The sequence below is a fragment of the Geomonas paludis genome (assembly GCF_014193585.1).
GTDB lineage: Bacteria > Desulfobacterota > Desulfuromonadia > Geobacterales > Geobacteraceae > Geomonas > Geomonas paludis.
Genome location: NZ_BLXY01000011.1, coordinates 65,041 through 82,673, shown reverse-complemented (window position 1 = coordinate 82,673; position 17,633 = coordinate 65,041). Strand labels below are relative to the sequence as shown.

The window sequence follows — 17,633 nt, the reverse complement described above, 5'->3', positions numbered from 1 at the left end:
TCAGGCAGCTGGCCTTTGCTTCATCTCCTTCACCTGCGCGGTCAGCGCCGGCACTACCTGGAACAGGTCACCGACGATGCCGAAGGTGGCGACTTCGAAGATGGGCGCCTCGGGATCGCGATTGATGGCGACGATGACGTCGGAGTCCTGCATGCCCACCAGGTGCTGAATGGCGCCGGAGATGCCGCAGGCGATGTAGATCTTGGGGCGCACCGTTTTCCCCGTCTGTCCGACCTGGCGGTCCTGCGGCAGCCAGCCCGCGTCCACGGCGCTGCGCGACCCGCCGACGACACCTCCCAATTCCTCCGCCAGTTCCTCCAGCATGGCGAAGTTCTCCTTCGCCATGAGGCCGCGGCCGCCAGAGACGATGAACTCGGCACCGGCCACGTCCACCTTGTCCTTGGCGCCCTTTTCGGTGATGACTTCCAGCACGCGGGTGAAGATGGACGATTCAGAAATCGGGCAACTCTCGTGGATGACAGTGCCGGTCCTGCCCTTGTTCTGAAACGGCATTGGCATCACATGCGGGCGCACGGTCGCCATCTGCGGCCGGAAACGGTCACACATGATGGTGGCCATGATGTTGCCGCCAAAGGCCGGCCGCGTCTGCATGAGGTTCCCCTTGGCGTCGATGCCGAGACCGGTGCAGTCGGCGGTGAGGCCGGTCTTGACGCGCGTTGCGACCGCTCCTGCCAAATCGCGCCCCATCCCCGTTGCCCCCATCAGCACCACCTCAGGTTTGTGCTGATCGATCAGGTGGCACATCGCCTCAAGGAACGGCTCGGTTCGATACTGGCGGAACACCGGGGCGTTGACCAGGTACGCCTGGTCGGCGCCGTAACTGAACGCGAGGTCGGCGAGATGCTCGACACCGCTACCGATGATGACCGCCGAAAGAGGCACCCCGAGCTGGTCGGCGAGCTCTCGCCCTACTCCGGTCAGTTCCCAGGAGACTTTGGCAGCTTCGCCGTCGTTGTGCTCGATGAAGACCCATACGCCCTTGTACGCTGCGATCCTGCTGCGGCGCTCAAGCTCTTCCTCGTCCACCTCTTCGCCGCCGTGCTTCTCGAAGCTGGCGATGATGGCGAGTTCTTCTGCCGTGTAGAACATTTCCAGCGCGCCCGCCGGACAGGCTTTGACGCACTTTACGCAGCCGATGCACTTTGCCGCCTCGATGGTCGGCTCGCCCTGCTCGCTCATCTCAACGCCGTTCACCGGGCAGACGCTTTGGCAGCGCGCGCCGCAGGCGATGCACTTGCCGGCAATGACCCGCGCTTTGCCGCGAGGTTTCTTTTGTTTCTGTGGTTCAGTCATGGGGCACCTGTTCTAATTGAATTCTGTCCGACTGGTCCGACTGGTCGGACAAACTTGGATTGTCTACACCGCCAGCATGTCGCCATCAACCAGCCGGTCCAGCAGCAGGCTTGCGGCCCCCACCGGGTCGCTGATGCCGTCACCGATGATCTCACCTTCCTTGCGCTCGGGAGAGAAGATGCGGCTCACCCAGGTCGGTGACCCTTTCAGCCCGACGCTGTTCACGTCCAACTGCAACTGGTCGTTGCTCCAGCACTCCACCTGCGCCTTGGCCGAGGAAAGCCGCATGGGCACCGTCGGGTAGCGCGGGCGGTTCAACTCGCGCACCACGGTGATCATGGCCGGCAGCCGCGCCTCGACGACCTCGTAGCGCCCCTCCAACTTGCGGCGCACCACGATGGTCCTGTTCACAATGTCGATCTTTTCAATCCGGTCCACCAGCGTCAACTGGGAGTACCCAAGGCGCACTGCAATCCCGGGCCCGACCTGCGCGGTGTCGCCGTCTATGGTCTGCTTGCCGCAGAAAACGATCCCCACCTCTTCCTGTTCGCCCAGTTTTTTAATGGCTGCTGCAATCACATTACTGGTCGAGAGCGTGTCGGCGCCGCCGAAGACGCGGTCGGAAAGGAGGATGCTGCGATCGACGCCGAGCGCCAGCGCTTTCCTGAGTGTTGCCTCCGCATTGGGTGGGCCCATGGAAAGGGCCACGGCTTTGAAACCATGACTGTCCTTGAGGCGAAGGCTCTCTTCCAATGCATGGCTGTCATAGGGATTGATGATGAACGGTATGCCGTCCCTGATGAGAGTGTTGGTTACCGGATCTATCTGTACCTGAGTGGTGTCAGGAACCTGTTTGATGCAGGCGACGACTAACATGCGCCCTCCTTGTGGATACAATCATTTTTCTACTTACCCGTTTATAGGTTTACTGCAATACCGTTTTACCTTGCGCCTGATTGATCAGCCCATACTGCCCATACTGGCAAGTGCAAACACCTTCTGTGGCGAGTATTTAGGCCTGACGCCAAGGTACATGAGTGTGTTGCTCCCTTTGATCGAGAAACCTTTGCGACTGAGCAAAACCGCTGCCGCCACGTTGCCGGCGGGGACATCGAGGAACACCGGTGTGCCCGCCGCCGCAAGGGCAAGATCGAGCAGCGGTGCCGCCTGACCTTCCAGGAGCGTACCCCACGGGCCCAGTTGCGTCCCTTGTGGCCAGGGCTGAATGCAGACGAACGAGTAATTGTCGCAGATGACGTGCCCGCGTCCGCTGGTTACGTGCAAAAGGGCTTCGCGGCGGTCGCCCCACCCGGCACAGTCCACGTGACGCACCATCTCCGGGTCCCAAGGCGAGAAAGGAGACCAGCCGGTGCCTCCACTCCCCTCCCCCACCCAGCGGTTGATACTGTCGATAGCGGTAAAACCCAGCCTCCTGTATAACTCCACCCCTTTAGCCGAGGCCGTGAGCCAGACCGTTTCCACTCCTGCATCCAGTAATGCGTGTATGGCACCCTGCATCAACTCAGTGCCGATGCCGCCCCTTCGCGCCTGTGGCGCGACGAGGAGGTTCCCGATCCAGCCGCTTTTGTCGTGGCGTAACGAGGTGATGTAACCCAACGTCTCACTGCCCGACCGCTTCACCAGACAGCCTTGCGGGAAAGTCTGCAGCAGGAACTCCATCTCCCATTTCCCGCAGAGCCACCCCTCCGTCGACGCCATGGTGAGGAAGGGATCGATGTCGGAAGTAAGAAACGGGCTCAGCATGATCACTCTGCCCTTGCGACTGCCAGTTGCAGGTTCTCACCGATGAGCCCCACCGCATCTGCCCGGCACTGCTTGCAATGCTTGAACTGCCCTATCGTCTTTTCGTTGTCGCGGCGCAACGCGTCCAGTCGTTCCGCCGAAGGCGGCTCGATGTGGGCGAAGTCCGCCTGCGGAATGAGCGGCATGATGTTCATGACGAAGGCGCCCAACTCCTTCACCTTTTGCGAGATGAGCGGTATCTGGGCATCGTTGACTCCGGGGATAAGCACCGTGTTGACCTTAATGGTCATCCCAAGTTCTGCTGCCTGGCGGATCCCTTCCAACTGGTTGCACACCAGTATCTCGCCCGCCTCGCTGCCGCTGTACGTCGTGCCCCGGTAGTGCACGTACGAGTAGATCTTGCCGCCGATGACCGGGTCCAAGGTGTTCAGGGTGACGGTCAGGCTGTGCAGCCCCAGCGCCTTGAGGATCGGCATCTTGTCCGGCAGCAAAAGCCCGTTGGTGCTCATGCACTTGATCAGGTCGGGAAATTCGCGGTCCACCAACTGGAAGGTCTCAAACGTCTCGTCGTTGAAGAGCGGATCGCCGGGACCGGCGATGCCGATAACCTTGATGATGGGGCCGGTCACAGGGCTCGCCATCACCTCACGCACCCTGACGATCGCCTCCTCAGGGGATAACAGCCGACTGGTCACGCCAGGCCGCGATTCATTGGCACAATCGTGGCGCCTGGTGCAGTAGCCGCACTTGATGTTGCACTTGGGGGCCACCGCCAGGTGCATCCTGCCATTTTTGTGGTGGTTGCCGCCGAAGCAGGGATGCCCCTGAATCTTCTTCATCTTTTCGCACGAGGTCGCCATGTCATCCTCCTTGATCCTTTCAGGCTGTCCTGAAAACGAAAAATGCCCGGTCGGATATCTCTATCCGCCGGGCATCGTTGCCGTCACTGTCAGATACATCGTTGTACCTTTGCCTCTAAAGAGCATTTAGCGTGCCACTGGCACCGCAGGATGCCGTCTACGGTTTGTCAGGGGGGCAGTCGCTGACTGCGACCGGGAGACATCAGCCCAGCAAAACATTGAAAGATAATGGCTTACCACTGATTCGTATTTGCGATGATCGGTATCTGCGAACCTAAGCGGCGTGCCCTGGAGCGTTGCCACTCTTTCTGCTTCTTTCAGAACTTTTCTGCCTCCCGCCACCTATACTCGACTATTTTTTGGGCATTGCCTAAGGTCCCGGCAGCAACCTTTCCTCTGGCTTACGCGCCTGACACAGCGGAAACAGGCGCAGCAAGAGGATTCACAACGCGCATCGGCCAGCACCGGAACAACGGATTGGATATTGCAAAGTTATGCCTATGACTACTTCTTCTGCACATAGTGAACTTCTCAGCAGGGTTCGGGGAGCTTTCCTCGGTCTTGCGGTTGGTGATGCGCTCGGGGCGCCGGTGGAGTTCATGACGCGCGGAGAGATAAAGGACAAGTACGGGGTGCTGAAAGAGATGGTGGGAGGCGGTTGGCTCAGGTTGAGACCCGGGCAGGTGACCGACGATACCGAGATGTCTCTTTGCCTTGCGCGGGCCATCGTAAAGGAAGGAGGATGGAACCTGCAGGCGGCAGCCGAAAACCTTGCCGGGTGGCTCAAGTCCAAGCCCATCGATGTCGGTGACACCTGCCGGCGCGGTATCAGGAATTATATGCTGCGTGGGATCGTGGAGACTCCTCCCAACGAGTGGGACGGCGGAAATGGCGCGGCCATGCGGACGCTCCCCGTCGCCCTCTGCACCGTTGGCGACAACCTCTTACTCGAGCGTCTCACCCTGGAGCAGGCCCATCTTACCCACAACCATCCCTACTCCGATGCAGCCTCCATATACCTTGGACGATTGCTGCACCTGGCACTTACCGGGCGATCCATGCTGCAACTGCGCCGGGAGGTGGACCAGCTCATCTCCATGCATCCCTCCTTTTCTTTTGATCCGTACAAAGGACTGGCCACTGGCTACGTGGTGGACACCATGCAAACCGTCTTTCACTGCTTCTTCCGGTCGCGCTCTTTCGAGGGGTGTGTTATCGAGACCGTCAATCAAGGTGGCGACGCAGACACGACCGGTGCCATAGCGGGCGCCATTGCCGGTGCATATTATGGAGAAGAGGGAATTCCGGCCAGATGGCGGAAGAAACTGGCGAAGGAAGTGGTTACCGAGATCTTGAATCTCGCCGCAGAATTGTTGCAGCTGTCCCCGCTGCTGCAGAGGTAGTCCGGAACACGATGAAAAAGTTCCGGAACACGATGGAAAAGTTCCGGAACACGATGAAAAAGTTCCAGAACACGATGAAAAAGTTCCAGAACACGATGAAATGGCTCCAGAACTGATGAAATGGCACCGGAACTCGACGAAAAAGTTCCAGGACACAACGGAAAAGCTCCAGAGCGGGATGAAATGGAACCAGAACTGACGGAAAAGTTCCAGGACACCATGGAAAAGTTCCGGAAGGCCAAGGGGAAGTTCCAGAACGCGTAGGAATGGATCCATAACTGACGGAAAGGTTACAGAACACGATGGAAAAGTTCCAGAAGGCCAAGGAGAAGTTCCAGAACGAATGGGAAAGCTCCTATCGCTAAGAAAATGTTCCAGAACAAATGGAAAAGGTTCCTGGACGCAGTGAAAAAGTTCTGTGACGCTATCCTGGTGGGTTGATCAAGGCTGTCACTACTCTAAACCGTGCACATGAGTCGCTTAACGCGGTACTCCCCACCGACCACCAGGCATTCCCCCTCACCCTTCAGTATCGAGTTGGGTAGCAACTCGCTGTAGAAGAACACCTTGGCCAGCGGGACCTGCACCTGCCACACGATGAAACCGAACTCCCAGGCACGCTCCTCGTCCGTCGTGAAGGAATTGAGGTTGTTAAGCCTAACGATCTCTTCCCGTTTCGAGATCGTCTCAAGGACATCATATTCCGACCGATCGAATGTGCCCCGGTACAAGGTGAGGTGCTTGCGATCCGGATACCTCTTGGCGAGCTCGTATTGGCAATACTCATAAAGAAGGTCGAGTTGCGAATTGATCGCCGACGTGCGTGCGCTCCCTTTGGTGCGGTCCACGGCGTACGGCAGGTAATTCTCGTCGTGAATCCCGGCGATGCGCACGTTGTGAAAGGTCGGAGCCAGCCCCATCCTGCTCTCCACCCATCCTTTCAGCACCGCGCCCTCCACCGAGTTGGAGTCCATCATCCATCCTCTGAGAAAACGCAGGTAGCTGTTTTTAAGGCTCTTGCGCGCCGTCGCAGTCTCCTGCTGCCACTGGTGCAACTGGAATTTAACTGACATGTAGTCGTTGAAGATGGAGGCGCGTTCTTCATGGGAAGCGATACCGTCTAGCTTATCGAATAGGAAGCGGTTCACGGCTCGCACTCCCTGGATTTCCAAGGGCTGCGGGTTGTCGTTGAAATGACGGGAAGCGATGACCCAGGGGGGAAGGTTGCAGTGGTTGAATGAATTCTCCATTGAATCACCAACTGAGAGACAGAATGAGATTAAGACAAAGATTAAGATTGATGGACAAACAGCAAGACCTGTTTTTACAGTACCCGCGCGAGGTCTCTAAGGACGGGTTCGATCTCGCCTTCTACCACGTAGGGTTCAACGCCGAGGCGCTCAAGTTCCATTTTCGGAGCCTCGCCTATCATGGAACAGACCACCGCCCGGCAGCCTTTGAGAGCGTCTGCCGTGTCTTTGAGCGTGTGGGCGCGCAGCGGATGTTCCGGGTCGAACCGGCAGTACTTCTCAACGGGACGCTCTTCCAGGAAAGTGACCACGTCTTCCTCCACTTGGTAAATGAGGAAGCGCTCGACGTGCCCGAAGTGCTGGTTGATTTCTTTGCCATCTTTGGATGCTACGGCGAATAACATAAAACCTCCTAAAGACAGACTAAGATTAAGACTAAGACTAAGATAGAGGAACCGCAGTGGTTTTTTCTTAATCTTAATCTTAGTCTTACTCTGCCTGTTACGCCTCTACCGGCGCAAAGCTGAAGCACTTCTTGGAGCAGGTCCGGCCGCAGGCCCCGCAACCGATGCAGTTGCCGGCATTTTCGACCTTCATGAACATCTTCGCCGAATCGTCCTCGTCGAGTTCTTCAAAGCTCAGGACGTCGTGAGCACAGACCTTGTAACAGCGGCCACAGCCGATGCAGGTCTCGTCGTCGATGGCGACGATGAATTCGGGGGTCCACTCTTTCTTGCTCTTGGTCAAACCGGTGATGTAAGCCATGGTGATTCTCCTTTTCCTGGTTGATTACGGATTATGTTTAAAGCTTTACCTGCACTCTTTGGGCTGGTCTCCCCTCTCCCCCTGGGAGAGGGGCGGGGGTGAGGGGTATCCCTCGTGGCAACGCCCTCACCCTCACCCTCTCCCAGAGGGAGAGGGGACAGAGCTAATCTTCGTCGAGAAAGGATCCCACTTGGTCCTTGTTCATTGCCTTACGCAGCCAAGGGGGCGGGTTTCCCCTCAGAACCTCCTGCATCTTCTCGATCGATTCCTTAAGCCCCACCTCGACGTTGGTCTTCATGGGGTGGATGCGTTTGGCCACCAGCTTTGCCGCGGCCGGACCACCGATCTGCATGGTATAGACGATGGCGCAGTCGGAAAGCAAGTTGGCCCGGGCGGCGATGCGGTCCTCCTCGTCACTGCCGTGTTCACCCACCGAAACAGTCTGGACGTAATGCGCCTCTTCCGGTCCCACCTCCCAAATGTGGAAGGACTCCGCTTGGCCGAAATGCATATCGATTGTTTCGCCCGTGCTGGTAGTAAAAGCGATCTTCATAGCGTGTCTCCTTAGAAATGCAGATTAAGACTGAGATTAAGACAAAGTAGAAACAGTCCCCTTTCTTAATCTTTGTCTTAATCTGGTTCTCAATTGTGCGCCAGCTTCTGCGCTTCCTTGGCGTTGGCCTGGAAGATGTTTGCCAGCTCGAAAATCAGGTTAAGCGTCCCCTGGTAGCCCACCCACATCTTGTGGTGCGCCCCGAGCCGGTCGAACACCGGCATCCCCGTCCGTAGATGGGCACCTATTCCGAGTTTTTTGGCGGCCTGGCGCCCGTTGGAATTGGCCACCAGCAGGTCGGCGCCCGCCGCAGTCTGCTCCAGGTCCTCCAGGTCTCCCACGAACAGATTGTCCACCGGCAACTGGTCCAGTCCCCTTGTCCTGGTTGCGGCGATGGCGACCTGGATGTCGCATCCGAGACTGGCGAGGAATGTGGTCATCCCCTTCAGGTGGTCCGCCTCCAGCGCCAGTGCGATCTTCTTCTGTCCAAACTGGTAATGGCTATCGACCATGGCGTCCATCAGGCGGCTTCTCCAGCGCCGGAATTTCTCGGGAACGGGCCGGCCTGAGACCGCAGAGAGTGTGGACATCAAAAGATCGGACTCGACCAGGCCGGTGATCGAGGTGAAGCCGTAGTTGGGGATGCCGAACTTGTCTTTGAGCATCGTGGCGGCGTCTGCCAGAGAATCGCCGAAGTACAGCGTGGCGACACTTCTTCCGGCTGACTTGATCCGCTCGATGCTGACCCCTCCCGTCGAAAGGGCAGAAACAGTGGCGTCGATATGGCCGTCCAGGGCATTGGAGATGTCGGGAACAACGACTGGATCAAGCTCGAAGGTGCGACAAATCTCGGCTATTTCCTCGATCTCCGCAGGAGTTAGCTGGCAACCGGGCAGGATATTTACCTGTCCAGGTATAGGGATACCCCCTTCGGGCACGGTCATGACGATGGCTTCGACTGCGCCGGCATAACCTTCCTGCATGGAGCCGCAGTAATCCGGGGTCGAAGCGTGAATCACCGGAATTTCATCGTGTTCGGGGTGCGCCTCTCTGAACTGCACGATGGCACTTCTCACGTCGTCGCCCATGGTTTCGGTAAGGCCGGTTGTCATGACGCCGACGACGGCCGGCTTGAACTTCTCCATGACCCGGTTCAGGCCCACTTTCACGTTCTCCCAGCCGCCGAAGATAGCGGCATCTTCGCTCATGCTGGTCGAGTTGAGTGCGATGGACTCCTTGAAGTGCCTGGAGAGCTGCAGCCTGATAAAGGTGGAACATCCCTGCGCACCGTGCAGGAGGCCCAGCATGCCGTCGATGCCGAGATAGGCCAGCGTGGCACCGAGCGCGGGTGAGTTCTTCTGCGGGTTCACCGTCGCGTTTTTGGTCGGCACCTTGACCCGCGATCCTTTCATTTCGATGGCGGCCAACGCGGCCGCGTGTCCCGCAGTCACGGCCAGCTCCGCTTCCAGCGCAGCGGCATCCTTCTCCCAGGGGGCTTTGCCATTGAGAGCCGGCCAAATCGGGTTGTTAACCGTCAAGTCGAGCTGCTTGGCGAAAGTGACCATACCGGCGTACCCGGCATAGGGATGAGAGCGGCCGTGGTTGATATCCAGGAACGGGGTCCTGGTCTTCAAGGCCAGGTACTTGGTCTTGCCGCCCGCCACGATCAGGTCGGGGAGCTTGTCGTACATGACCGAGAGCAGGCCCGCAGTACTGGTGTCGGCGATGATGGAGGCGTCCTCGTGCATCAGCGCCTTCATGCGGTAGAAATCCTCGAGCGTCGAATTCTGTGTCCCGGCGGCGAGAATGTCGACACCAAGCTCGGCAAGCGCGTTCACCATGGACCATGTCTTCACGCCGCCGGTGAAGAGCACCGCCCTCTTCCCTTCCAGGCGGGCACGGTAGGGAGCAAGCTCGGCACGGCAGGCAGCCTCGCTTTCGGCAATGAGCTTCTCCACGCGGTCCTGCATCACCCGCTTCTCAAGTCCGTTGACCCGATCGTCCAGTTCCCGCGCGATGTCCCGCAGCGCCTTGGCGACGTCGGTCATGCCGTAGAAGGATTCCTCGAGGTACGGGATGCCGTAGTTCTTCTGCATCTTCTTGGCGAGGTTGGTCAGGCTCTTAGAGCAGACGATGACGTTGAGCTTGGCGCGGTGCGCGTAGCGCAGGTCCTCGAATTTCGAGTCACCGCTGATGCAGGAGAGCACGCGGATACCGAGCCGATCGAAGAGCGGCAGCATCCCCCAGAGGTCGCCGGCAATGTTGTATTCGCCGATAAGGTTGATGTCGTAGTCTGTCGTGTACTCGGGCTCCGCCGTTCCGATCACGTATTTGAAGAGGGTCTCCCCCGCCAGACGGTTGCCGATGTTCTTGTCGCCGATGAAGCCCGGTGTGTTCACCGGGATGACCGGGATGCTCACCTTGTCCCTGGCGGCGTTGCAGACGGCCTCGATATCGTCGCCGGTCATGGAGGTTACGCAGGTGGCGTAGACGAAGATGGCTTTCGCCTCCGGGTAGCGCGCAGCCAGTTCCTGAATGGCGCGGTACAGCTTTTTCTCGCCGCCGAAGATCACGTCGTTTTGCAGCATTTCCGTCGTGAAGCCGCGGCGGTAGATCTGGGCGTCCGAGGAGCGTGCCCCGCGGTTGTCCCAGGAGTTCCCGGCGCAGGCGATGGGGCCGTGCACCAGGTGGATAACGTCCGTGATGGGCATGAGGACCACGCGTGCGCCGTCATAGGCGCAACTTCGCTCCGTCCCCTCGCCCGGTTCGGATTTCTTGCAGAACTTGGGAGCCCCAGCGTCGTGTGTGTCGCAATCTGTCGTGTCGTACCAATCCGGCTTCGCCATTGGAGCCTCCTTTCTGGGGCTAAAACCATTAGCCACGGAGAAAATCTGAGAACTTCTGAGAAAACCAAAGAATTTGTCTAAAACCTAAAGCCTTTTGCCTCTCTCAGAATTTCTCCGTGTCCTCCGTGGCTAACGGTTTTTGGGTTTTAACGCATCATCTCGAAGTGACGCTCATCGCAGGTTTCGTCGGTGACGTCGATGAACTTGTTGCAGATGGTGGCCATCATGTTCATGACGCCCTGGTAGCCGATCAGCGGCTCGCGGTGCAGGTTCACCCTGTCGAAGATCGGGAAGCCGAAGCGGAACAGCGGTACCTTGGCATCACGTGCGGCGAACTTGCCGTGGGTGTCGCCGATGATGGCGTCCACCGGCTCGGTCATCACCAGGCTGCGCAGGTGCCACAGGTCCTTGTTGATGTAGACCTTCCCTTCCTTGCCGAAGGGGGACGAGTCGAGCAGCGCCTGCAGTTCCTTCTCGAGTTTCTTGGTCCCCTTGGAGCAGAGCACGTGGGTCGGCTTGGCGCCCACCTCGAGCAGGAAGGAAACCAGGCCGAGCAGGTAGTCGGGGTCGCCGTAGACTGCGAACTTCTTGCCGTGGATGTACTGGTGGGCGTCGGTCATGAGGTCGACTGCGCGCCCGCGCTCCTCTTTCAGCGCAGCCGGGATCGGCTTGCCGGTGAGCTCGGAGAGCTTCAGCAGGAAGGCGTCGGTCTTGGCGATGCCGAAGGGCATCGGGATGCTGGCATGCTTGCCGGAGTAGTTGTCCTTGAGCCAGCCGTAGGTCTTGGCGGTGGAGTAAGTGCCCAGCGCCAGGGTCACCTTGCCGTTGACCGAATCAGCAGCATCCTCGAGCTTGGTCCCGCCGGGGTACGGACGGTAGGTGCCGTCGTTGGGGGAGTCGAACACGTCGGAGATGTCGGCCAGCACCGTGTAGGGGATGCCGAATGCCTCCAGGATCCTCTTGTACTCCCTGATGTTGCCGGTGTTGGCGTCGAAGCCCGGGAGCAGGTTCAGCTTGCCGGTGCAGCGCCCTTCCACCTTCTTGCCGTTGGTCAGGGTCTGCAGGATGGCGAGCAGCATGGCGTCGTAGCCGTGGATGTGCGAACCGTTGAAACTCGGGGTGTTGGCGTACGGGATGGGAAGATCCTCGGGGACGAACCCTTTGAGACGGGCGTTTTTGATGAACGCGGTCAGGTCGTCGCCGATGATCTCCGGCATGCAGGAGGTGAAAACCGAGATCATCTTGGGCTTGTAGAGCTTGTAGCTGTTCTCGAGCCCCTCGTGCAGGTTGTTCTGCCCGCCGAACACCGCGCCGTCCTCGGTCATGGCGTCGGAGACCGCCGGAGCCGGCTCGCGGAAGTGACGGTTCAAAGTGGAGCGGTAGTAGGAGGCGCACCCCTGGGAGCCGTGCACGAAGGGAAGGCTCCCCTCGAAGCCGTGTGCGGCGAGTTCCGCGCCCAGCGGCTGGCAGGCGTGGGCCGGGTTGATCACCAGGGCCTGGCGCGCGAAGTTCTTCTCCTTGTACTCCTCGGTATTGATCCAGGCCGCCACCCTCTTTACTTCAGATTCAGGTGTCTCGGTGACCGGCTTGACTGTAAGTCCAAGATTGTTTGCCATTGCATATCTCCTTTGGCGGGAGACTCATCCGTCACACCGCCAGATAGTAAGTTCATCCCCCCGCCCCTTGCGGGAGGGGGTTAGGGGGTGGGGGTAGGTGTCACAGCGTCAGTCGTTTGCGGCTTCACCCACCCCCCTGCCCCCTCCCGCCTTCGCGGCCCGTAGCGCTTCGGCGCGCAGGCCCGTCAAGGGAGGGGGAGCTGTCAGGCCGAAAGACTTTGTGCTTAAAACGGCGCCTCGACCAGCTTCCACGTGGGGCTGTTGACCGCCATGTCGATGTCGCGGGCGAAGATGGGGAAACCCTTGTAGCCGTGGTAGGGGCCGGAGTAGTCCCAGCTGTGCATCTGGCGGAACGGGATGGCCATCTTCTGGAACAGGTACTTCTCCTTGATACCGGAGCCGATCAGGTCGGGCTTCAGAATGTGGGCGAAGTGCTCCATCTCGATCTCGGAGGCGTCGTCGTAAACCACGGTGGCGTCGGGCATCTCGGATGCGGTACGGTCGTAGTCGTCGGTGTGGGCGAACTCGTAGCCGGAACCGACGCAGGTCATGCCCAAGTCCTCGTAGGCGTTGATGGTATGACGGGGGCGCAGGCCGCCCACGTAGAGCATCACCTTCTTGCCGTCCAGGCGCGGCTTGTACTCGTCGATGATCGCCTGCATCTGCGGATCGTACTTGGCGATGACCGCCTCGACCTTTGCCTTGATGTTGTCATCGAAGAGTTCGGCCAGTTTCCTCAGGCTCTCCCTGATCTTGGTCGGCCCGAAGAAGTTGAGCTCGATCCAGGGGATGCCGTATTTCTCCTCCATGACCTTGCACATGTAGTTCATGGAGCGGTAGCAGTGGATCACGTTCAGCTTCACCTGGTGGGTGGCCGCGATGCGGTCCATCTCGCCATCGCCGGTCCAGACCGCCTTGACGTTGAAGCCGCACTCCTCGAGGAGGGGCTTGGTGGACCAGGCGTCGCCGCCGATGTTGTATTCGCCGATCAGCGCGATGTCGTAGGGGCCGATCGGCTCCGGGAACTCGCGGGTCTCGATGATGTAGTCGCGGATGGTGTCGTTGGAGATGTGGTGTCCCAGCGACTGGGATACCCCGCGGAAGCCCTCGCAGTTACAGGGAATGACCGGGATGTCCAGTTCCTTGGCGGCCACCTTGGCGACCTGGTTGATGTCGTCGCCGATCAGGCCGACCGGGCATTCCGAGAGAACCGAGATCCCCTTGGCCAACGGGAAGAGGTCCTTCGCTTCCTGGAGCAGGGTGGCGAGCTTCTTGTCGCCGCCGTAGACGACGTCCTTCTCCTGGAAATCCGAGGTGAACTGCATCGGGAAGCTGTTGACGCCGGTGATGCCGCTCATGAGGTTACGCCGGGTCCCCCAGGAGTACCAGCCGCAGCCGACCGGGCCGTGCGATACGTGCACCATGTCGCGGATCGGACCCCACACCACGCCTTTGGCGCCTGCATAGGCGCAGCCGCGGGCGCTCATCACGCCGGGGACGGTCTTCTTGTTGGACTTGACGCAGGCCGAACCGGAGGCCTGGTCGTTGGGCGCGAGGTGTGCCGCGCGCTTTTTCTTACCCTTCTCGGGATAGAGCTCCAGGACCTCGTCGATCATGGCCTGGGTGGACTCCTTGGTGATTCCTTCTACGGTCTTCAATTCAGTGGACATAATATTCCTCCGGCTCCGGTTGCCCGGGCTCGCGGTTGTTTGAGAATCCCCCCTCCCCTTGCTGCGGTTCCCCTCGCCCTCCGGGAGAGGGTGGCCGAAGGCCGGGTGAGGGCGTTGGCAGAAGCGAGATGGCTGCGGGAGCTAGCCCTCACCCCGCCCCTCTCCCAAAGGGAGAGGGAGGATGGACAAGGATACTTACTTCGATGCCGCCTCTGCCACCCCGACGACCGACTCGTCGTCGGCTTCCATGATGCCGAACTCCATCAGCAGTTCCTCGAGTTCGTCCATGGTGAGCGGGGTCGGCACCACCAGCATCTTGTTTTCCGAGATCTTGCGGGCCAGTTCGCGGTACTCGTCGGCCTGCTTGTGCTCCGGGGAGTACTCGATGACGGTCATCCTCCTCAGCTCGGCGCGCTGTACCTGGTTGTCGCGGGGAACGAAGTGGATCATCTGGGTGCCGAGCTTGGCGGCGAGCGCCTCGATCAGTTCGTCCTCGCGGTCGGTGTTACGCGAGTTGCAGATCAGGCCGCCTAGGCGGACCTTGCCGGAGGAGGCGTACTTCAGGATGCCCTTGGCGATGTTGTTGGCGGCGTACATGGCCATCATCTCGCCGGAGCAGACGATGTAGATCTCTTCCGCCTTGTTCTCGCGGATCGGCATGGCGAACCCGCCGCAGACGACGTCGCCGAGGACGTCGTAGAAGACGAAGTCGAGATCCGAGGTGTAGGCGCCGTTCTCCTCGAGGAAGTTGATGGCGGTGATGACGCCGCGGCCGGCACAGCCGACACCCGGCTCCGGCCCCCCGGACTCGACGCATTTGACGTCGCCGTAGCCGACCTTGAGTACGTCTTCCAGTTCGAGGTCCTCAACCGTGCCCAGCTCGCGGACCAGGTCCATGACGGTGGACTGGGCTTTGGCGTGCAGGATAAGGCGGGTGGAGTCAGCCTTCGGGTCGCAGCCTACGATCATGACTTTCTTCCCGAGGGATGCCAGACCTGCCACTGTGTTCTGGGTGGTGGTGGATTTGCCGATGCCGCCTTTGCCGTAGATCGCGATCTGTCTCATGTTCCTTCTCCTTTTTGTGTGCCCCACTGCCGCCGCCGTCGTTCCGGGGACCGCTCGACCGACTTCGTCAGCCACTCTGACGAACCCGCCGGTCTCGTCCGGTCTCCTCCGATGCGGAGGCGGCGCGGGGCTCTTTTGGTTTTTCGAGGCCGATTCCAATAAAAAAAGGGCGCTCCGTATTGCTACGGTGGCGCCCTTGCCTTCCTGCTCTGGTTGGAATACCTCGGTGTATCCCTATTCAGTTTTCATTTCTGTTCTAAGCAGCTACCATGCCAACTTGTAACCTGCCGACATTACACTGTTATATCGTTTACCAAATTTTGATTCTTCACTTTGCCGGGCTTTGTGGAGAGGCAGTTGCCTAACTATTGTGCACCCAATCGACGCCGGCTGGGGGCCAGCCGTACCGCACCAGGCGGCTCATGCCGCCAGCGAAACCGTGCGGGCCTGGTGCAGTTTGAGCAGATCCTTTGCTGCTAGCGGCCCCTTGATGCGTTGGGCGGTGCTCCTTACCTGGGCCATCAGTTCCTGTGCCTCGTCGCGGGAGATGGGGATGCCGATCTGGCGGTAGCTTTCCACGATGCCGTTGGTGCCGGAGTGCTTGCCTGCCACGATGTGCCTGGTGAGGCCGACCTCTTCGGGCGGGAACAACTCGTAGTTGCGCGGATCCTTCAAGACCCCGTCCGCGTGCAGTCCGGACTCGTGCGAGAACACCTTCTCCCCCACTACTGCCTTCCAGGCCGGCACCTCGCGGTTGGAGGCCCGCCCTACCAGCCTGGAAACCGCACGAAAGCGCCTGGTGTCGATGCCTACGTCGATGCCGCAGGCGACCTTGAGAGCCATGACCACCTCTTCCAGCGCCGCATTGCCGGCGCGCTCTCCCAAGCCGTTCACCGTCGTGCTGATGTAACGCGCCCCTCCCCTCACGCCGGCCAGGGCGTTCGCTGTGGCAAGGCCGAGATCGTTGTGCGCGTGTACCTCGATCTCAAGCTCGGGCACCGCCGCGTTCAGACGAGCCACCTTTTCATGCATTGCAAACGGGTCGAGGATGCCGAGCGTGTCGCAGAAACGGAAGCGGTCTGCGCCGTGATCGCGGGCGGTACGCATCAGCTCTACCAGGAAGTCGCCGTCGGCGCGGCTGGCATCCTCGCCCCCGACGCAGACGTACAGCCCCTTTCCCTTGGCGAAACCGAGTGCGCGCTTGAGCTGTTCCTGCACCCAATCCCTGCTCTTGTTGATCTTGTGCTCGATCATGATGTCCGAGACGCTCAGCGAGATATCCACGGCCTCTATGCCGCAGGCGATGCTCGCTTCGATGTCGGTCACCAGGGCACGGTTCCAGGTGATGAGGCGTGCCGACAGTCCCAGATCGACCAGGGCCCGGATCGATTCGCGCTCCTCCTCGCCCATGGCCGGGATGCCGCATTCCAGTTCGTGCACGCCCATCTCGTCCAGGTGCCTCGCGATCGCAATCTTCTCGCGGGCGTTGAAGACAACGCCGGCAGTCTGTTCGCCGTCGCGCAACGTCGTGTCGCCGATGAATACCTTATTCTGCTCACCCATAGCGCCTCCTTCCGAAGCCGAAGCTCCGTTTCCAAAGCGTAGCGGGCGCCGTTGCCCTTAAGCTGCCGTCAGGCATTGACCTTGAAGAGCAGAAGCTGTGCCAGTAGCAACCCTGGAGTCGGTATACGTAATCCGCCGGATGCTTAAGTATCTGAAACCGTGTGGAAAGTCATGGGCATCAACATCGACATGGTCCGGTGGTATCCGGGAGTGTGGGTGGCAAGACAAACAGCAGCACGCTTAAATTTATGGCAAAAGTCGTGTTGTCGAACAGCTGATCCGAGATCCTCTTTGTCATGTATTGCTGTAGACTCTAGTGTGTGGACAAGAAAGGAGCCGTTATGTCATATCCAGTTGATCAAGGCGCCACGGTCGTCATCACCCACCGTGTAAAAGAGGGGCAACAGGAAGGATACAACGACTGGCTGGAGGAGATTGGACCCTTGTGCAGGGCGACCCCCGGCCATCTCGACTGGCATATTGTGCGCCCCATTCCCGGCCTTTCGGAGACCTATACGGTAATCATCCGGTTCGATACCGTGGAGCACCTGCAAGGGTGGATGAATTCAGAGGTGCGCAGCCAACTGATCGAAAAGGTCCGTCCTTTGCTCGCCGGTGACGACGACTTCTTCGTGCGCAGCGGCCTCGATTTCTGGTTCACACCGCAGGGGGCAAGGGCGAAGGTGCCGGTCCGCTGGAAGCAGTTCCTGGTGACGTGGTCGGCGATCTTCCCGCTGGCATCGTGCGTACCACTGGCCGTGATACCGCTGCTGCGACTTCTGGGCCTGCCACCCCTCCCCTACTTCGACACCCTGGTCGTTTCCGGGGTGATCGTTTTCCTCATGGTCTACCTGGTCATGCCGCGCTATACCCGCCTGGTGCAGCGCTGGCTATTTGACTGATATCCCCCCCCGCTGCAGTTCCGGCCACTGCGCATTTTTTTTACGCTAAAGAAGTGTCTTAC

The 17,633-nt window shown here is 59.6% G+C and carries 16 protein-coding genes; 3 read left to right on the top strand and 13 right to left on the bottom strand.

Annotation, left to right across the window (positions count from 1 at the left end):
* The 4 genes from H7687_RS18045 to H7687_RS18030 form a co-directional block, all read right to left on the bottom strand.
* Positions 1 to 1,314 (bottom strand): electron transfer flavoprotein subunit alpha, encoded by a 1,314-nt coding sequence (locus tag H7687_RS18045; protein WP_183349995.1) that lies wholly within the window; start codon positions 1,312 to 1,314, stop codon positions 1 to 3.
* Between the two features lie 63 nt (positions 1,315 to 1,377).
* Complete coding sequence (locus tag H7687_RS18040; protein WP_183349993.1) at positions 1,378 to 2,190, bottom strand: electron transfer flavoprotein subunit beta/FixA family protein; 813 nt, start codon at positions 2,188 to 2,190, stop codon at positions 1,378 to 1,380.
* An 84-nt stretch (positions 2,191 to 2,274) separates the two neighbouring features.
* On the bottom strand, positions 2,275 to 3,078 hold the full coding sequence (locus H7687_RS18035) for a GNAT family N-acetyltransferase (RefSeq protein WP_183349991.1): 804 nt from the start codon (positions 3,076 to 3,078) through the stop codon (positions 2,275 to 2,277).
* A 2-nt stretch (positions 3,079 to 3,080) separates the two neighbouring features.
* Positions 3,081 to 3,938: a radical SAM protein gene (locus tag H7687_RS18030; protein WP_183349989.1), complete on the bottom strand. Its 858-nt coding sequence runs from the start codon at positions 3,936 to 3,938 to the stop codon at positions 3,081 to 3,083.
* 500 nt (positions 3,939 to 4,438) lie between these two features.
* Here H7687_RS18030 and draG point away from each other — a divergent pair, with 500 nt between their 5' ends.
* Together draG and H7687_RS18020 are read left to right on the top strand one after the other, a co-directional pair.
* The gene (gene draG / locus H7687_RS18025) at positions 4,439 to 5,341 is read left to right on the top strand and encodes an ADP-ribosyl-[dinitrogen reductase] hydrolase (protein ID WP_183349987.1); all 903 of its coding nucleotides are present in this window, start codon (positions 4,439 to 4,441) and stop codon (positions 5,339 to 5,341) included.
* 120 nt (positions 5,342 to 5,461) lie between these two features.
* Positions 5,462 to 5,605 carry a hypothetical protein gene (locus H7687_RS18020; RefSeq protein ID WP_183349985.1) on the top strand — a complete coding sequence of 48 codons (144 nt, stop codon included), beginning with the start codon at positions 5,462 to 5,464 and terminating at the stop codon, positions 5,603 to 5,605.
* Positions 5,606 to 5,799: 194 nt separating this feature from the next.
* Here the strand turns inward: H7687_RS18020 and H7687_RS18015 are convergent, their stop codons facing one another.
* The 9 genes from H7687_RS18015 to nifV all read right to left on the bottom strand — a co-directional run bounded on the left by H7687_RS18015 (position 5,800) and on the right by nifV (position 16,669).
* Positions 5,800 to 6,591, bottom strand: coding sequence for an NAD(+)--dinitrogen-reductase ADP-D-ribosyltransferase (locus H7687_RS18015; RefSeq protein ID WP_183349983.1), 792 nt, complete (start codon positions 6,589 to 6,591; stop codon positions 5,800 to 5,802).
* 74 nt (positions 6,592 to 6,665) lie between these two features.
* Complete coding sequence (locus tag H7687_RS18010) at positions 6,666 to 6,995, bottom strand: NifB/NifX family molybdenum-iron cluster-binding protein (RefSeq protein WP_183349981.1); 330 nt, start codon at positions 6,993 to 6,995, stop codon at positions 6,666 to 6,668.
* Between the two features lie 97 nt (positions 6,996 to 7,092).
* Entirely contained in the window at positions 7,093 to 7,356 is a 264-nt protein-coding gene (fdxB, locus tag H7687_RS18005; protein WP_183349979.1) for a ferredoxin III, nif-specific, read from the bottom strand.
* Positions 7,357 to 7,519: 163 nt separating this feature from the next.
* The gene (nifX, locus tag H7687_RS18000; protein WP_183349977.1) at positions 7,520 to 7,909 is read right to left on the bottom strand and encodes a nitrogen fixation protein NifX; all 390 of its coding nucleotides are present in this window, start codon (positions 7,907 to 7,909) and stop codon (positions 7,520 to 7,522) included.
* 89 nt (positions 7,910 to 7,998) lie between these two features.
* A complete protein-coding gene (locus tag H7687_RS17995; RefSeq protein WP_183349975.1) occupies positions 7,999 to 10,755 on the bottom strand; it encodes a bifunctional nitrogenase iron-molybdenum cofactor biosynthesis protein NifEN in 2,757 nt (918 codons plus the stop codon).
* Positions 10,756 to 10,901: 146 nt separating this feature from the next.
* Positions 10,902 to 12,371 carry a nitrogenase molybdenum-iron protein subunit beta gene (nifK, locus tag H7687_RS17990; RefSeq protein WP_183349973.1) on the bottom strand — a complete coding sequence of 490 codons (1,470 nt, stop codon included), beginning with the start codon at positions 12,369 to 12,371 and terminating at the stop codon, positions 10,902 to 10,904.
* 224 nt (positions 12,372 to 12,595) lie between these two features.
* Positions 12,596 to 14,041 (bottom strand): nitrogenase molybdenum-iron protein alpha chain, encoded by a 1,446-nt coding sequence (nifD, locus tag H7687_RS17985; protein ID WP_183349971.1) that lies wholly within the window; start codon positions 14,039 to 14,041, stop codon positions 12,596 to 12,598.
* Positions 14,042 to 14,236: 195 nt separating this feature from the next.
* Positions 14,237 to 15,106 carry a nitrogenase iron protein gene (gene nifH, locus H7687_RS17980; RefSeq protein WP_183349969.1) on the bottom strand — a complete coding sequence of 290 codons (870 nt, stop codon included), beginning with the start codon at positions 15,104 to 15,106 and terminating at the stop codon, positions 14,237 to 14,239.
* Positions 15,107 to 15,526: 420 nt separating this feature from the next.
* Entirely contained in the window at positions 15,527 to 16,669 is a 1,143-nt protein-coding gene (gene nifV / locus H7687_RS17975; protein WP_183349967.1) for a homocitrate synthase, read from the bottom strand.
* Positions 16,670 to 17,010: 341 nt separating this feature from the next.
* Between nifV and H7687_RS17970 the strand changes: the two genes are divergently transcribed.
* A complete protein-coding gene (locus H7687_RS17970) occupies positions 17,011 to 17,571 on the top strand; it encodes an antibiotic biosynthesis monooxygenase (protein ID WP_183349966.1) in 561 nt (186 codons plus the stop codon).
* Positions 17,572 to 17,633: the final 62 nt, after the last annotated feature.

What these genes read in the sequence shown, in the direction of transcription:
- H7687_RS18045 (WP_183349995.1), bottom strand. Translation starts at nt 1,314, where the DNA reads ATGACTGAACCACAGAAACAAAAGAAACCTCGCGGCAAAGCGCGGGTC.
- H7687_RS18040 (WP_183349993.1), bottom strand. Translation starts at nt 2,190, where the DNA reads ATGTTAGTCGTCGCCTGCATCAAACAGGTTCCTGACACCACTCAGGTA.
- H7687_RS18035 (WP_183349991.1), bottom strand. Translation starts at nt 3,078, where the DNA reads ATGCTGAGCCCGTTTCTTACTTCCGACATCGATCCCTTCCTCACCATG.
- H7687_RS18030 (WP_183349989.1), bottom strand. Translation starts at nt 3,938, where the DNA reads ATGGCGACCTCGTGCGAAAAGATGAAGAAGATTCAGGGGCATCCCTGC.
- draG (WP_183349987.1), top strand. Translation starts at nt 4,439, where the DNA reads ATGACTACTTCTTCTGCACATAGTGAACTTCTCAGCAGGGTTCGGGGA.
- H7687_RS18020 (WP_183349985.1), top strand. Translation starts at nt 5,462, where the DNA reads ATGGCACCGGAACTCGACGAAAAAGTTCCAGGACACAACGGAAAAGCT.
- H7687_RS18015 (WP_183349983.1), bottom strand. Translation starts at nt 6,591, where the DNA reads ATGGAGAATTCATTCAACCACTGCAACCTTCCCCCCTGGGTCATCGCT.
- H7687_RS18010 (WP_183349981.1), bottom strand. Translation starts at nt 6,995, where the DNA reads ATGTTATTCGCCGTAGCATCCAAAGATGGCAAAGAAATCAACCAGCAC.
- fdxB (WP_183349979.1), bottom strand. Translation starts at nt 7,356, where the DNA reads ATGGCTTACATCACCGGTTTGACCAAGAGCAAGAAAGAGTGGACCCCC.
- nifX (WP_183349977.1), bottom strand. Translation starts at nt 7,909, where the DNA reads ATGAAGATCGCTTTTACTACCAGCACGGGCGAAACAATCGATATGCAT.
- H7687_RS17995 (WP_183349975.1), bottom strand. Translation starts at nt 10,755, where the DNA reads ATGGCGAAGCCGGATTGGTACGACACGACAGATTGCGACACACACGAC.
- nifK (WP_183349973.1), bottom strand. Translation starts at nt 12,371, where the DNA reads ATGGCAAACAATCTTGGACTTACAGTCAAGCCGGTCACCGAGACACCT.
- nifD (WP_183349971.1), bottom strand. Translation starts at nt 14,041, where the DNA reads ATGTCCACTGAATTGAAGACCGTAGAAGGAATCACCAAGGAGTCCACC.
- nifH (WP_183349969.1), bottom strand. Translation starts at nt 15,106, where the DNA reads ATGAGACAGATCGCGATCTACGGCAAAGGCGGCATCGGCAAATCCACC.
- nifV (WP_183349967.1), bottom strand. Translation starts at nt 16,669, where the DNA reads ATGGGTGAGCAGAATAAGGTATTCATCGGCGACACGACGTTGCGCGAC.
- H7687_RS17970 (WP_183349966.1), top strand. Translation starts at nt 17,011, where the DNA reads ATGTCATATCCAGTTGATCAAGGCGCCACGGTCGTCATCACCCACCGT.